Origin of the sequence: Streptomyces sp. NPDC056480, from assembly GCF_042795405.1 — a bacterium.
Taxonomy (GTDB): Bacteria; Actinomycetota; Actinomycetes; order Streptomycetales; family Streptomycetaceae; genus Streptomyces.
This window is the reverse complement of sequence record NZ_JBHTSA010000163.1, coordinates 1-14,885: the sequence shown is the minus strand read 5'-3', so window position 1 is coordinate 14,885 and position 14,885 is coordinate 1. Positions and strand designations below refer to the sequence as shown.

The following is a 14,885-nucleotide window of genomic DNA, read 5'->3' as shown; positions in this document are numbered from 1 at the left end:
GGAGCGCCCTTGACGCACCACCGGAAGGAGCGACTCTCGGAAAGAGGGCGGTCCCACCAGAAGCCCACACACCCGGCCCACCCCAAGGAACCCCACCACCCCCACCCGCACCACCCGCCGAGCACCCCCCGCGGGTGGCCGTGAATCAGATCTGCCAGTACTTCCGGATGTACCCCGTCAGCGTCGCGCTCGCGTGCGCGTGGTCCAACAGGTTGACCTTGGCGTTCATCTGACCACCGCCGGTCGAGTCCTCGAAGTTGCCCTCACCCCGCAGGATCTTGAACGTGCCGGAGGGGTACACCATCGTGTCCGACGTCAGCGGCGCCGAGAGCTCGTAGCTGATGAAGAGCTTGTCCCCGTCGCTCTCCGTCAGCGTCGCCGTCCCCTTGATGTCGTACTTGCCGGGGACCGTCGCGGTACACGCCACCTCGTCCTGCGCCCACGCGGCTCCGTTGACCGGCGCCCCGCCGGCCGTCCCCGTCCCGATCACCTTGTAGCCGTTGCAGCCCACCGTGTCCGGATGCGTGGTCGCCACCACGCCGAAGTTCACGCTGATCGTGACCGTCGGCGGGTTCTCGATCGCGAACGACGTGCCCGCCATCCCGCCGCACATCATTGCCGATGCCGCTCCCACGCCCGATATGCGCGCAGCCCAACGACGAGCAGTTCCTGCCATGTCATCCCCCGGATGTGATGCGAACTTTGTCCAACGAGGCCTGTGTGCAGGCCTGTTACAGACAGTCTCCCGGTCCGGGGGCTCCTCCGCCGAGCTTTTAAGACTATTCTCTGCTTTTTCGTTTGGGATCCGGAATTAACCGTTCGTTCTCGCGAACCGCCCTCCGCGAGTCGCGTCGGTGCGCGCCTTCCCCCGACCCCGGCCACCCGGCGGCACAATGCGGCCATGCCGCTGACCGCAGACATCCTCGTCGCCCTCGTCGCCCTGCTGCACGCCTACATCCTGGTGATGGAGATGTTCCTGTGGGAGAAGGACATCGGCCGCCGCTTCTCCGGGTTCGACGCGAAGACGGCGCGCGCCACCGCTGCCATGGCGGCCAACCAAGGGCTCTACAACGGCTTCCTCGCCGCCGGCCTCGTCTGGGGCCTCATCGCCGACGACCCGATCGCCTTCCGCGTCCGGGTCTTCTTCCTGTCTTGCGTCATCATCGCCGGCCTCTACGGCGCCGCCACGGCCAACCGCCGCATCCTCTTCGCCCAGGCCCTCCCCGGCGCACTCGCCCTCTCCGCCGTCCTCGTCGCCCACTACTGAGCCGCCGGGGGAGGAACGCCGGTCGCGTCGTCACGCGTACACCCCGGCCGGGGCAAGGTCATCGCCGTGGACGGCGCCCATCGACGCGTGCGGTTCACGCACTGCGTGGCGACGATCCGCTCCTCCGACCTTCGGGCCGCCGCCCCCGCCACGCGCCGAGCCCCCGGCCGAGGTCTTCGGGCGGGGGCTCGGAACGCGTCGCTCGGGCTGTCAGCCCTTCGGGTTCAGGTCGATCGTCTTGGTGCGTTCGGCCTTGGTCTTGCCCAGCAGCGCCTCGCGCATCACGGAGGCCACGTCCTCCGGCGAGACCTCCTGCTTGGTGCCGTCGGCCTTCGTGATCATGATGCCCTTGAAGGCGCCGTCGAGGAGCCGCTCGATGGCCTTCGTGTCGTAGACCGCTTCCAGGCGGCCGCCGGCGGCCTTCATGGAGAGGATCTGCGGCAGCGAGCGCGCCGGGCCGAACTGGATCTCCCTGCCGCCCGCCCGGATGGTGATGCGGTCGGACATCGCGGGCGTCGCGAACTCCTTCATCGCCCGGTCCACCTCGGCCTTGCTGATGCTCGGCTGGCGGTTGGTGACCGGCAGCTCGACCAGCCTGGTCTGACCCGTCTCGACCTGGGCGCGGAAGGCGTCCCGGACGGAGATCATCGAGCGCTGGACGTCGAGGCCCTTGCCGGACCTGCCCTCGACGGGCGTCACCTTGTTCGGGGCGAACAGGATCGTGCCCTCGGTCGCCGACGCGGACGTGCCGGCCAGGTCGGCGAGGGTGACGGCGAGCTTCTCCTCGTCGACCGGGAAGACCGGCTTGGCGACCCGCTCGCCGCCGAAGAGGGAGCCGATGACCGAGACGGGGTTGTAGTCGCTGCCCGCGGCGGCGCGGACGGTCTCCACGCTGTCGAGCGCCAGGCCCGCCTTGTCCGGGGCGAGCTGGACCTTCTTGCCGCCGATGCCGAGCTGGAGCGGAGTCCCGGCGCGCTTGCCGAGGGCCGCGTCCAGCTTGTTGACGGCCTCCTCCTTCGTACCGCCGCCGATGTCCACGCCGAGGACCGTGGTCCCCTTCGGGACGTCGGAGTGGTTGAGGAGCAGCCCGGCTCCGTAGGCGACGCCGGCGAGGCCGAAGACTCCGGCGGCGACGAGGACCAGCTTGGAGCGGCCCTTCTTCGCCGGGGCGGAGCGGTTGGGGGCGGGTGCGGGGCGCGGCGCGGGGGCCGGGTTCGCCTGCTCCTCGATGCGGGGGGTGAGGTTCGGGCGGGCCGCCTTCGGCGGGACGACCGGGATGCCGCTGGTGAGGGTGTCGCCGGAGACGTGGCCGTTGCCACCGCCGTCGGCCGGTCGTCCCGGTCCGCCGGGACCACCCGGCCCGCCTCGGCCTGGGGCGGTCGGCGCGGGGGCCTGCGGGGTGAGGATCGCGGTGTCGTCGGACATGCGGGGAGCGCCGCCGGGTGCTCCGCCGGGGAACGGGGAGCCCGCGCCCTGGCCCGGCCCGGAGGGTCCGGCGAGGCCGGCCAGACCGCCTTGGCCGCCCGGGCCGCCCAGCGCCGCCGTGCCCGTGACCGGGCCCGTCGTGGGGCCGGTCGGCGCGGCGGGGCCGCGGTACGCGGGCGTGCCGCCGGCCGGCGTGCCCGTGTACATCGGGGTGCCGGCGGCGGGGGTGCCGTCGTAGAGCGGGTTTCCGGCGCCGGGGTGTGCGGCGCCGGGGTTGCCGTCGCACCTCGGCGAGCCGGCGGCGGGGGTCCCGTCGTACATCGGGGTTCCGCCGGCCGGCGTGCCCGTGTACATCGGCGTTCCGCCGGCCGGCGTGCCCGTGTACATCGGCGTTCCGCCGGCCGGCGTGCCGCCGTCGTACAGCGGGTTGCCCGCGGGCCTGCCCTGGGTGACCGGGCGGCTCGACGGGGCGTTGCCGACCGTCGGGACGCCGGAGGTCGCGGAGCCGGCGAAGCCGGTGCCCCGGTCGTCCGGTCCGGTGCCGGCCGGAGCGGGCTTCGGGGCCGGGGCGGGTGCCGGGGGCAGCGCGGGCTCGGAGGCCGGGCTCGGGGGCGCCGCCTTGCGGGGCGCGAACCAGTCGCTCGTCTCCTTCGCCTTCGGCGCCTCCTCGGCCTGCGGAGGCTCGGGGGCCGCCGGCTGCTCCGGTTCCGGCTCCGGGGCGGGAGCGGGCTCCGGCACGGTGGCCGGCGACGCGGTGGGCGACTCGTTGACCGTGGTGCGGACCACGACCGGCGGGATCGGACGCGAACCCGGGATGTTGATCCGGATCCGGGTCGTCAGCGTCGTCTCGGTCTTGGGCTCCTCCGGCGGTGCGGGCGCGGCGGCGGTCTCCGCCGGCGCGTCCTGCGAGGGGTGGAGCGACGGATACTGGCGGGATCCGTACGGCGGTGTACCCGAGGGGTACGCGGCTCCACCGCGCCCCTGGGCGCCGGAGGACGAACTGTCAGTCTCTCGACCAGTTTCACGACTCAAAGCAGGATCTCCCGGTTGGCTCCACCGCCCGCTCTTGCTGATGCTCGTATAACCCGGGCGGTTCGGCGGCGCGCACCACCATACTGGGCGCCGCCGTCACATAGCTGACCCCTGGGTGACTGACGACGGTCAATCCGGCCGAAGTCAGGGCGTCCACGGACTCAAGTCGTCCTGTTCACGGGATCGGTCGGGGCAGCCGGGCCAGCGTGGTGCACATCACAGCGATCGCCATGCCGCCGAAGAGGAAGAGCAGCTCGCCGACGCCTCCGCCGAACACTCCGTCACCCTCCGGGCGTCCGAAGCTGAGCAGGATGACGGCGAGGAGCCAGCCGACGCCGCCCGCGACGACGCCGACCTGGGTCTCGGTGGCCCGCAGTCCGCCGTAGAAGAGGGCGGCGGTGGCGAGGAGGGCGAGGATCAAGCCGAGCGGGAGCCAGGCGGCTTGGACGAGGGCGCCGGCGGTTCCGACGAGGAGGCCGAGGACGACCAGGCCCGCGTACCAGGCGAATCGGGCGTTACGGGAGACGGTGGACGCGGTGCGTGCGGTCGGGGCGTTGGACGGGGTGGGCTTCGCGGGCGTCGCGGGCGGCTTGGGGCTCATGCGCTCACTCCGGCGAAGAGGTCCGTCTCGCGGGTGCCGGCGGGGGCGCCCGGGACACCTCGTACCAACTCGTAGTACTCGGTGGTGAAGATCGGCTGGCCGAGGTCGTTCGAGAGGGCGAAGAACGGGCCGTCGACCGCGACTTGGGTGGCGTGCGCGGCCATCGCCGCGCTCTTGCGGGCCGTGTGCACCGGTCCCGCGTCGATCTCGGCGGTGATCCGGTCCTCGTCGACGACGCCGGGGACGTCGTCGATGACGGCGACGGCCGGGAAGGCGGAGCCCTCGGCGTGCAGCCGGGCGAAGCCGGCCTCGGCGACCGGGCGCGGGACCCGGTTCCAGTAGATCTTGGCGATCGTGTGGGCCGGTCCCAGGTCGGGGCGGTAGGCCGGGTCTTCGGCCAGTTCCGCGGCGCGCATGGCGACCCGGTGGGCCTGGATGTGGTCCGGGTGTCCGTAGCCGCCGTCGGGGTCGTAGGTGACGAGGACCTGCGGGCGGGTCTCCCTGATCACCTCGACGAGGTACGGGGCGGCGGTGTCGACGTCCGTGTTCCAGAAGGCGTTGGCGCGCTTGTTCTGTTCGACGCCCATCATTCCGGAGTCGCGGAAGCGCCCGGCGCCGCCGAGGAACCGGTGGTCGGTGACCCCGAGCTCGGCCATCGCGGCGGCGAGTTCGCCGACCCGGTACGGGCCGAGCCGGTCCTCCCGGTCGGGGGCCAGATGGGCGAGCTCGGGCGGGATGACCTCGCCCTCCTCGCCGAGCGTGCACGTGACCAGGGTGACGAGGGCGCCCTCGGCCGCGTACCTGGCCATGGTGGCGCCGTTGTTGATCGACTCGTCGTCCGGGTGCGCGTGCACGAGCAGCAGACGGCGGGCGGGGAGATCGGACATGTCCCCACCCTACGAGGTCGGCGCGCGGGGGCGCGCTCAGAACTTGAGGCCGCCGACCATGTTCGCCACGTTCGTGGTGAGGGTGCTGATGGACGGGGCGATGGACGAGCTCGCCAGGTAGAAGCCCAGGAGCGCGCTGATCGCCGCGTGACCAGCCTTCAACCCGGATTTCCGGATCAGAAGGAAGACGACGATCGCCAGCAGCACCACCACGGAGATCGAGAGTGCCACGGCGGTTCACCTCCACACTTCTTCGGTCGGATATTCGACTGGTTCGGTCGATCAGCATGTGCCAGGGGGCAGGCCCGTCGGATGCATACCCACCTAGCGCTACGGATCATAACTATCCGTGCGGCCGCATCGATCGGCGGACGGAGGCACGAGGGGGGCGCACAGCGCTAGTTTCAGCCGCATGACCTCGTCTCGACAGCAGCCGGCCACACCCCCTGCCGGTCTCTCCTTCCCCCGCCGTCACGCCCGCACCCAGCGGTTCACCCTGGGGGTTCCGCGTGCCTTCTCGGTCTCCCCCGACGGGGAGCGCGTCGTGTTCGTCAGGGCCGCGTCCGGTGTGGACCGGACGCACCGGCTGTGGGTCCTCGACCTGCCCCGCGACGGCGGCGCGCCGGTGGAGCGGGTGGCCGCCGACCCGGAGGCGCTGCTCGCGGGCGGTGCGGAGGAGTTGTCGCCGCAGGAACGGGCGCGCCGGGAGCGGAGCCGGGAGGGCTCGGCCGGTGTGGTGGCGTACGCGGTGGACGGCGCCGTGGAGTTGGCGGCCTTCGCCTTGTCGGGGCGGCTGTTCGCGGCGGAGCTGCGGGCGGGGACGGCGCGGGAGCTGACGGTTCCCGGGCCGGTGATCGATCCGCGGCCCTCGCCGGACGGACGCCTGGTCGCGTACGTGACGGAGGGCGCGCTGCGGGTGGTGGGCGCGGACGGTTCGGGCGACCGGGAGCTGGCCGTTCCGGAGGAGGCGCATGTGTCCTACGGATTGGCCGAATTCATCGCATCGGAGGAGATGACCCGGGACCGGGGTTTCTGGTGGTCGCCCGCCTCGGACCGGCTGCTCGTGGCGCGCGCCGACGACCGGGCGGTGCGGCGCTGGTGGATCGCCGACCCCGCGCATCCGGACCGGGAGCCGCAGCGGGTGGCGTATCCGGCGGCGGGTACGGCCAACGCGGAGGTGCGGCTGTTCGTCATGGACCTCGCCGGGGCCCGCACGGAGGTGCTGTGGGACCGGGAGCGGTATCCGTACCTCGCGCGCGTGCACTGGTCGGCGGCCGGGGCGCCGCTGCTGCTCGTCCAGGCGCGGGACCAGCGGGAGCAGGTGTTCCTGGCGGTGGATCCGGAGTCCGGGGAGACGCGGACGGTACGGGCGGAGCGGGACCCGGTGTGGCTGGAGGTGCTGCCGGGGGTGCCGGCGTGGGCTCCGTCGGGACTCGGCCCGGATGGCGCCCGCGACGGGCGTCTCGTACGGCTCACGGACGAGACGGGGGCGCGGGCCCTGGCGGTGGGCGACGAGGTGCTGACGGATGCCGCGCTGCACGTCCGGGCGGTGCTGGACGTCGGGGAGGACGACGTCCTCGTGTCGGCGTCCGCGGGCGCGGAGGCGGCTCTCCCGGAGACCGGCGAGGTCCATGTGTACCGGGTGACCGGTGAGGGCGTGGAGCGGCTGTCCGAGGGCGTAGGGGTGCACGGCGCGGTGCGCTCGGGCGCGGTGACCGTGCTGGTGTCGGCGCGGCCGGAGACGCCGGGGAGCGTGGCGCGGGTGCTGCGGGACGGCGAGCAGGTCGCGGTGGTGGCCTCGTACGCCCAGGATCCGGTGCTCCGCGCGCGCGTGCGGCTCACGGAGGCCGGCGCGCGGCGGATCCCGTGCGCGGTGCTGCTGCCGTCGGGGTACGCGGAGGGCAACGGGCCGCTGCCGGTCCTGATGGATCCGTACGGCGGTCCGCACGGGCCGCGGGTGCTCGCCGCCCACAACGCGCATCTGACGTCCCAGTGGTTCGCCGATCAGGGCTTCGCGGTCGTCGTGGCGGACGGTCGGGGCACGCCTGGCCGCTCCCCCGCCTGGGAGAAGGCGATCGCACGGGACTTCGGGCCGACCCTCGACGACCAGGTGGACGCGCTCCAGGGCCTCGCCGGGCGTTTCCCGCTGGATCTGGAGCGGGTGGCGATCCGGGGCTGGTCGTACGGCGGCTATCTGGCGGCGCGGGCGGTGCTGCGGCGCCCCGACGTGTTCCACGCGGCGGTGGTGGGGGCGCCGGTGACGGACTGGCGGCTGTACGACACCCACTACACCGAGCGGTACCTCGGCACTCCGCAGGACGACCCCGAGGTGTACGCGGCGCAGTCGCTGCTCACCGACGACGGGCTCTCGGCGCCGGAGGTGCCCGCGCGGCCGATGATGATCGTCCACGGTCTCGCGGACGACAACGTGGTCGTCGCGCACGCGCTGCGGCTCTCCTCGGCGCTCCTCGCGGCGGGCCGGCCGCACGAGGTGCTGCCGCTGTCGGGGGTCACCCACATGACGCCGCAGGAGCAGGTCGCGGAGAACCTGCTGCTGCTCCAGGTGGACTTCCTCGAGCGGTCCCTCGGCGGGACGCGGGACTGAGTCACCAGCCGGGCGGCGGCGGGTAGGGCGGGGCGGGGGGCGGCATCCCGGCCGGCGGGTACGGGCTCGGCGCTCCGGCGGGGGCGCCGCGTCCGGCGAGCAGGACGAGCACGGCGATGCCGGCGAGCAGCCCGAAGAAGGCGGTGAGGACGCTCAGCCGGGCGGCGCTGGGGAGGTCCGCGAAGTCGCCGATCAGTTCGTAGCGGGTGGTCCTGGCGACCTCGGCGAGACCGCCGACCGCCAGGAACGCTCCGGCGAGCAGTCCGAAGGCCCGGCTGTGGCGGGCCCGTGAGAACGCGGAGACGGCGGCGGTCCCGTAGAGGGCGACGAGGATCAGCGAGAGCCAGCCGGGCGGGGGCGCGAGGGTCGCCTTCATGATGGACCGGCCGCCGGTGAAGCGGTCGACGGTGATCTCCACGGGCAGTTCGGTGGCCCAGTACAGCTCCCACAGGGTCACGACGAGCGCGCCGGCCGCGAGGAGGACTCCGGCGGCGACGGCGGGGCCCGTGCGCGGGCGGGTGGGGAGCGGCTCGTACGAGGCGGCGGCCGGGCGCCGGCCGACGGCGGCGGTGACGATCAGACCGGCGGCGAGGGCGAGCTCGACGAGGGCGGTGACGAGGGCGCCGCTGTCGGGCTCCCAGAGACCCGGCAGGCGCAGGGCCAGCGTGACGGTGCCGGTGGCGGCGAGCACGGAGGCCGCGTGCCGGGAGCGGATCGCGGCGGCCGCGGCGGCCGCGGAGACGACGAGCAGCACGGCGTCGATCAGGGAGGTGGCGGACCGTCCCCGGATGAGGAAGTGGTGGTCCCCGGCCCAGTACCAGGCGAGGTCGGCGGGCGAGCCGAGCGCGGCGAGATCCTTGAGGATCCACACGGCGGCGGTGAGGGCGAGCGCGGCGCAGAGCGCGGCGCCCGTGAGACGTGCCGGTCGTGTCACAGTCACGGTCCCGATACTCACGGTCGCCACCAACCGAAACAAGCGGTTCCGCGAAACCTGTGGGGCGCCGGGAACACATGGGTCCGGGCCGGGGCGACATGGCGCGCCCCGGCCCGGTTCACGGCACCCGCACGGCCGTACGCTGTGCAGTCTGGCCTGTTCGTATATCGGAGCCGATTCGGTGAAGTTGCCTGCGCGTTAAGGCGATTCGGGCTTCCTGAAGGGGTCGGCTCCGTCGTCCGGCGGTGTGCCGGGGCCTTCGTCGCCGGTCACCGGGGGTGTGCCGGATCCGCCGTCGCCGGTCACCGGCGGTGTGCCGGGGCCTTCGTCGGTGTCCTCCGAGGGGACGACGTGCTTCTCCTCGGCGAAGTGGCAGGCCGAGTCGTGCTTGGCCGGGCTGTCCGTGAGGCGGAAGACGGCCGGGACGGCGAGGAGCGGGACCTCCAGGGCGCAGCGTTCCTGGGCCTTCCAGCAGCGGGTGCGGAAGCGGCAGCCGGAGGGGATGTTGGCCGGGGAGGGGACGTCGCCGGTGAGGATGATGCGCTCGCGGTGGGCGCGCGCCTCGGGGTCGGGGACCGGGACGGCGGAGAGCAGCGCCTGGGTGTAGGGGTGGGTGGGGTGGTCGTAGATCTGGGCGTCGCTGCCGATCTCGACGATCCGGCCGAGGTACATGACGCCGACCCGGTCGGAGATGTGCCGCACGATCGACAGGTCGTGGGCGATGAAGACGTACGAAAGGGAGAACTCGGACTGGAGGTTCCCCATCAGGTTGATGACCTGCGCCTGGACGGAGACGTCGAGGGCGGACACGGGTTCGTCGGCGACGATGATCTCGGGCTGGAGGGCGAGGCCGCGGGCGATGCCGATGCGCTGGCGCTGACCGCCGGAGAACTGGTGCGGGTACCGGTTGATGTATTCGGGGTTGAGGCCGACGACGTCGAGCAGGTCCTGCACCTTGCGGCGCCGGTCGCCCTTGGGGGCGACCTCGGGGTGGATCTCGTACGGCTCGCCGATGATGTCGCCGACGGTCATGCGCGGGTTGAGCGAGGTGTACGGGTCCTGGAACACCATCTGGATGTTGCGGCGGACGGCCTTGAGTGCGCGGGGGGAGAGCCTGCTGATGTCCTCGCCCTTGTAGCGGATCGAGCCGGACGTCGGCCGTTCGAGGTTGACCAGCATCTTCGCGACCGTCGACTTGCCGCAGCCGGATTCGCCGACGATGCCGAGGGTCTCGCCGGCGTGGAGGTCGAAGTCGACGCCGTCGACCGCCTTGACGGAGCCGACCTGTTTCTTGAAGACGATGCCCTGGGTGAGCGGGTAGTGCTTGTGGAGGTCCCGGACTTCGAGAATCGCCTCAGCCATGGAGGCACTCCTTCCAGAAGTGGCAGGCGCTGGAGCGCGGCACCGGGGACTCGGTCACGTCGTAGAGCGGGGGCACGTCGGTGCGGCAGACGTCCTGGGCCATGGGGCAGCGGGGGTTGAAGGCGCAGCCGGGCGGGATGGCGAGGAGGTTGGGCGGGAGGCCCTTGATCGCGTAGAGCTCCTGGCCCTTCTGGTCGAGGCGGGGGATGGAGTCGAGCAGGCCGCGGGTGTAGGGGTGGGCGGGGGCCTTGTAGATCTCGTGGACGGGGGCCTGTTCGACGATCCGGCCGGCGTACATGACGGCGATCTTGTCGGCGACGTCGGCGACGACGCCGAGGTCGTGGGTGATGAGGATGAGGCCCATGTTGAGTTCGCGCTGGAGTTCGGCGAGGAGGTCCATGACCTGGGCCTGGACGGTGACGTCGAGGGCGGTGGTGGGCTCGTCGGCGATGATCAGTTCGGGTTCGAGGGCGAGCGCCATCGCGATCATGATGCGCTGGCGCATGCCGCCGGAGAACTGGTGGGGGTACTGGCCGACGCGTTCCTTGGCGGCGGGGATGCGGACCCGGTCCATCAGTTCGACGGCCTTGGCCTTGGAGTCCTTGCGTGACATGCCCTGGTGGACCTGGAACATCTCGCCGAGCTGGTCGCCGACGCTGAGCACGGGGTTGAGGGAGGACAGCGCGTCCTGGAAGACCATCGCCATCTTGGCGCCGCGGATCTTGCGCCGCTCGTCCTCCTTGAGCTTCAGCAGGTCCCGGCCCTGGAAGAGGATCTCGCCCTGGCTGATCTTGCCCGGGGGGACGTCGAGGATGCCCATCACGGCCTGGGCGGTGACGGACTTGCCGGAGCCCGACTCGCCGAGGACGGCGAGGGTCTCCCCCGCGTCGACGGAGTAGTCGACGCCGTTGACGGCCTTGGCCACCCCGTCGCGGGTGTGGAACTCCACGTGCAGGTCGCGCACTTCGAGCAGCATGGGTCCCTACCTCAGCTTCGGGTCGAGGGCGTCGCGGACGGCGTCGCCGAGCATGATGAAGGCGAGCACGGTGATGGCGAGCGCGCCGGCCGGCCAGAGCAGCATGTGCGGCGCGTTGCGGATGTACTGCGACGCGGAGGAGATGTCGATGCCCCAGGAGACGGTGGGCGGCTTCAGGCCGACACCGAGGTAGGACAGGGTCGCCTCCAGCGCGATGTACGTGCCGAGGGCGATGGTGGCGACGACGATCACCGGAGCGATGGCGTTGGGCGTGATGTGGCGGAGCATCATCCGGGAGTTGGAGGCGCCGAGGGCCCGGGCCGCCTGCACGTAGTCGTTCTGTTTGGCGGTGATGACGGAGCCGCGGGCGATGCGGGAGAGCTGCGGCCAGCCGAGCAGCACCATGAAGCCGATGACGGGCCAGACGGTGGAGCTGGTCACCACGGAGAGGAGCACCAGGCCGCCGAGGACGACGGGGATGGCGAAGAAGACGTCGGTGATCCGGGAGAGGACGCCGTCCCACGCACCGCCGAAGAAGCCGGCGAGTCCGCCGAGGATGCTGCCGAGGACGGCGACGCCGAGGGTGGCGAGGACGCCGACGGTCACGGACGTCCGGGCGCCGTAGACGGTGCGGGTGTAGACGTCGCAGCCCTGGCCGTTGAAGCCGAAGGGGTGGCCGGGCTGGGAGCCTTCCTGGGCCTTGGAGAGGTCGCAGTCCAGGGGGTCTCCGGAGGCGATCAGCTGGGGCCAGATGGAGATGACGACCAGGAAGAGGATCACCAGCGAGGAGACGATGAAGATCGGGTTCCGGCGCAGGTCGCGCCAGGCGTCGGACCACAGGGACCGGGGCTTCTTGTCGGCGCCGGTGCCCAGGGGGCCGCCGGGCGTCTTCTCCAGGGTCTCGCCTTCGGCCGTCGCGAGGTCGGACGCCCCGCCGGCTCCGGTGGGGGCGATGGCCTGGCCCTCTTCGTACGACTCGAGCGGCTCGGGCTGGTCAGGCATAGCGAATCCTCGGGTCAAGGACGGCGTACAGGAGGTCGACCAGGAGGTTGGCCAGCAGGAACACCAGCACGAGGATGGTCACGAACCCCACCACGGTCTGCGTGTTCTGGCGGACGATGCCCTGGTAGAGCTGGTAGCCGACGCCGTGGATGTTGAAGATCCGTTCGGTGACGATGGCTCCGCCCATGAGGGCGCCGACGTCGGCACCGATGAACGTCACCACGGGGATGAGGCTGTTGCGGAGCAGGTGCCGGCTGATGACCCGGCGGCGGGGCAGGCCCTTGGCGACGGCGGTGCGGACGTAGTCGGCGCGCTTGTTCTCGGCGATCGAGGTCCGGGTGAGCCGGGTGACGTAGGCCAGGGAGACCGAGGCGAGGACCAGGCCGGGCACGATGAGTTCGCTGAAGGTGGCCTCGGGCGAGACGGCCGGTTTGATCCAGCCCCATTTGACGCCGAGGAGGAGCTGGACGAGGAGGCCGGTGACGAAGGTCGGGACGGAGAGGACGACCAGGGTCAGCAGCAGGACGGTGGTGTCGACGGGGCGGCCGCGCTTGAGGCCGGTGACGACGCCGAGGCTGATGCCGATGACGATCTCGAAGAAGATCGCGACGATGGTGAGCCGGATGGTGACGGGGAAGGCGCTGGCCATCAGTTCGGTGACGGGCTGCCCGTTGAAGGCGGTGCCGAAGTCTCCGGTGAAGACGTTGCCCATGTACGTGAGGTATTGCTGCCAGACGGGCTTGTCGAGGCCGAACTCCTTTTCCAGCTGGGCGGCGGTCGCCGGGTCGCACTGGCGGTCGCCGCACAGTCCGGCGATGGGGTCGCCCATCACGTTCACCATCAGAAAGATCAACAGCGTGGCGCCGAAGAAGACCGGGATCATCTGCAGCAGCCGCCGGATCACATATCGACCCATGGGGGGCTCCGGGGGTTGGCTCCGGGGAGAGGACTGGGGAAGGCGTACGGCCCGGCGGCGCGGGGGTCCGCGGGCCGGGCCGTGCGCCTCCGACCTGCTACGACGTCAGTTGACCTTGATCTGGTCGTAGACCGGGACGCTGAACGGGTTCAGCGAGACGTTGCTGACCCGCTCCGAGTAGCCGGCGCTGCCGTTCTGGTACCAGAGCGGAATGGCGCCCATGTCGTCCCTGAGGACTTCCTCGGCCTGCTGGAAGAGCCCGATGGCCTTCGCGGTGTCGGCCTCGGCGTTGGCCTCGTTCACCAGCTTGTCGAACTGAGGGTCCGAGTACTTGCCGTCGTTGGACGAGGCGTTGGTGTAGTACAGCGGCTGGAGGAAGTTCTGGATGAGCGGGTAGTCCATCTGCCAGCCGGCCCGGAACGGGCCGTCCATCTTCGACTGGGTGACCTGGTTGCGGAAGTCGGCGAAGGTGCCGACCGGGTTGCCGACGCAGGCCTTGTTGTTGCCGAGGGCGCGGTTGATGGAGTTGCAGACCGCGTCGACCCATTCCTTGTGGGAGCCGGTGTCGGCGTTGTACGAGATCTTCATCGTGCCGCCGGGGATGCCGCCGCCCTCGGCGACGAGCTTCTTCGCCTCGGCGGCGTCGTACTTGCAGAAGTCGCCGCAGATGTCCTTGAAGCCGCCGTCCTCGCCGAGGACCGGGGAGGTCCAGTCGACGGCCGGGGTCCGGGTCTTCTGGAAGATCGTCTCGGTGATCTGGTTGCGGTCGATCGCCATGGAGAGGCCCTGGCGGAGCTTCTCCTGTCCGGGCTTGTTCCAGGCCGGGTCGTAGAACGGGAAGGACAGGGTCTGGATGATGCCGGCGGGGACGTTGATGTACCGGTCGCCGAGGTCGGCCTCGACGTTCTTGAGCTGGGAGGCGGGGACGTCGTCGACGAGGTCGAGGTTGCCGGCCGTCAGGTCGGTGTACGCGGTGTTGTTGTCCGTGTAGACCTTGAGGGTGATGCCGCCGTTCTGGGCCTTGTCGGCGCCGGGGTAGGCGTCCCAGCGCTTGAGGGCCATCTGGGAGCCCTTGGAGTACGAGTCCACGGTGTACGGCCCGTTGCCGATCGGCTTCGACAGCCAGGCCTGGCGGTCGTCGAAGAAGGCCTGGGGCAGCGGCGAGAAGGCCGCGTAGCCGAGGGTGATGGGCCAGGTGGAGAACTTCTGGGTGAGCTTGACCGTGAAGGTCTGGGGGCCGGTGACCTTGAGGCCTGACATGGACGTGGCGGACGGCTCGCCCTGTTCGGGGTGGACCTTGTCGTAGCCCTCGATCTGGCCGAAGAAGTAGGCGTTCTTCTGGTTGTTCTTCAGATCGGCGCCGTAGTTCCAGGCGTCGACGAAGGACTTGGCGGTCACCTTCTCGCCGTTGGAGAAGGTCCAGCCGTCCTTGACCGTGATGGTGAAGTTGATCGAGTCGGTGGTCTCGATCTTCTCGGCGAGCATGTCCTTGGCCTCGCCGGTCTTCGGGTCGTACTGCTTGAGCCCGCGGAAGATCATGGAGAGGACCTTGCCTCCCTGGACCTCGTTGGTGTTGGCGGGCTCCAGCGGGTTCTGCGGGTCGCCCCACGAGGAACTCACGATGCCGTCGGCCCCTCCGCCACCGCCGCTGTCGTCGCCGCCGCCGCAGGCGGTCGCCGCGAGGGCGACTGCGGTGGCCAGAGCGGCCCACTTGGCGTGCGTGGCTCCGCGCATGGAGTGCCTCCCGAATGTCCTAAGTCTGACTTAGGCCCCAATATCACCCGATATTGACGGTGCTGCACTTTTACGGCGGCCGGACGGTGCCCGGGTGCTCCGGGAGGGCACGACGAAGGGCGCCCCGTTCCGTACGTACGGAAC

13 protein-coding genes are annotated in these 14,885 nt (G+C 71.2%); 2 read left to right on the top strand and 11 right to left on the bottom strand.

All coding sequences use genetic code 11. From position 1 onward, the window contains the following. Positions 1-145: 145 nt before the first annotated feature. On the bottom strand, positions 146-601 hold the full coding sequence (locus ACFQ79_RS37390; RefSeq protein ID WP_383591988.1) for a hypothetical protein: 456 nt from the start codon (positions 599-601) through the stop codon (positions 146-148). A gap of 300 nt (positions 602-901) precedes the next feature. Between ACFQ79_RS37390 and ACFQ79_RS37385 the strand changes: the two genes are divergently transcribed. After that, positions 902-1,267: a DUF1304 domain-containing protein gene (locus ACFQ79_RS37385; protein WP_383591985.1), complete on the top strand. Its 366-nt coding sequence runs from the start codon at positions 902-904 to the stop codon at positions 1,265-1,267. 210 nt (positions 1,268-1,477) lie between these two features. Here ACFQ79_RS37385 and ACFQ79_RS37380 read toward each other — a convergent pair whose 3' ends face one another. The 4 genes from ACFQ79_RS37380 to ACFQ79_RS37365 form a co-directional block, all read right to left on the bottom strand. Further along, positions 1,478-3,046, bottom strand: coding sequence for a hypothetical protein (locus ACFQ79_RS37380; protein WP_383591990.1), 1,569 nt, complete (start codon positions 3,044-3,046; stop codon positions 1,478-1,480). Between the two features lie 853 nt (positions 3,047-3,899). Beyond that, complete coding sequence (locus ACFQ79_RS37375) at positions 3,900-4,325, bottom strand: DUF6113 family protein (protein WP_383591982.1); 426 nt, start codon at positions 4,323-4,325, stop codon at positions 3,900-3,902. Further along, entirely contained in the window at positions 4,322-5,212 is an 891-nt protein-coding gene (mshB, locus tag ACFQ79_RS37370) for an N-acetyl-1-D-myo-inositol-2-amino-2-deoxy-alpha-D-glucopyranoside deacetylase (RefSeq protein WP_383591981.1), read from the bottom strand. Before mshB ends, ACFQ79_RS37375 begins: the two co-directional genes overlap by 4 nt. A 36-nt stretch (positions 5,213-5,248) precedes the next feature. Then, entirely contained in the window at positions 5,249-5,443 is a 195-nt protein-coding gene (locus ACFQ79_RS37365; RefSeq protein ID WP_030320669.1) for a hypothetical protein, read from the bottom strand. A 181-nt stretch (positions 5,444-5,624) separates the two neighbouring features. Here ACFQ79_RS37365 and ACFQ79_RS37360 point away from each other — a divergent pair, with 181 nt between their 5' ends. Further along, positions 5,625-7,817, top strand: coding sequence for a prolyl oligopeptidase family serine peptidase (locus ACFQ79_RS37360; protein ID WP_383591978.1), 2,193 nt, complete (start codon positions 5,625-5,627; stop codon positions 7,815-7,817). A gap of 1 nt (position 7,818) precedes the next feature. On the opposite strand, the gene ACFQ79_RS37355 is transcribed toward ACFQ79_RS37360, so the two are convergent. The 6 genes from ACFQ79_RS37355 to ACFQ79_RS37330 all read right to left on the bottom strand — a co-directional run bounded on the left by ACFQ79_RS37355 (position 7,819) and on the right by ACFQ79_RS37330 (position 14,741). Continuing rightward, the gene (locus tag ACFQ79_RS37355) at positions 7,819-8,757 is read right to left on the bottom strand and encodes a hypothetical protein (RefSeq protein ID WP_383591976.1); all 939 of its coding nucleotides are present in this window, start codon (positions 8,755-8,757) and stop codon (positions 7,819-7,821) included. Positions 8,758-8,949: 192 nt separating this feature from the next. Beyond that, positions 8,950-10,113: a dipeptide ABC transporter ATP-binding protein gene (locus tag ACFQ79_RS37350; RefSeq protein ID WP_383591973.1), complete on the bottom strand. Its 1,164-nt coding sequence runs from the start codon at positions 10,111-10,113 to the stop codon at positions 8,950-8,952. Further along, positions 10,106-11,089 carry an ABC transporter ATP-binding protein gene (locus ACFQ79_RS37345; RefSeq protein WP_383591969.1) on the bottom strand — a complete coding sequence of 328 codons (984 nt, stop codon included), beginning with the start codon at positions 11,087-11,089 and terminating at the stop codon, positions 10,106-10,108. Before ACFQ79_RS37345 ends, ACFQ79_RS37350 begins: the two co-directional genes overlap by 8 nt. A gap of 6 nt (positions 11,090-11,095) precedes the next feature. Beyond that, positions 11,096-12,091: an ABC transporter permease gene (locus ACFQ79_RS37340; RefSeq protein ID WP_383591967.1), complete on the bottom strand. Its 996-nt coding sequence runs from the start codon at positions 12,089-12,091 to the stop codon at positions 11,096-11,098. Then, positions 12,084-13,007, bottom strand: a complete 924-nt coding sequence (locus ACFQ79_RS37335) for an ABC transporter permease (protein ID WP_187622344.1) — start codon at positions 13,005-13,007, stop codon at positions 12,084-12,086. The genes ACFQ79_RS37340 and ACFQ79_RS37335 overlap by 8 nt, the downstream gene beginning before the upstream one ends. A gap of 105 nt (positions 13,008-13,112) precedes the next feature. Then, entirely contained in the window at positions 13,113-14,741 is a 1,629-nt protein-coding gene (locus tag ACFQ79_RS37330; protein ID WP_383591964.1) for an ABC transporter substrate-binding protein, read from the bottom strand. Positions 14,742-14,885: the final 144 nt, after the last annotated feature.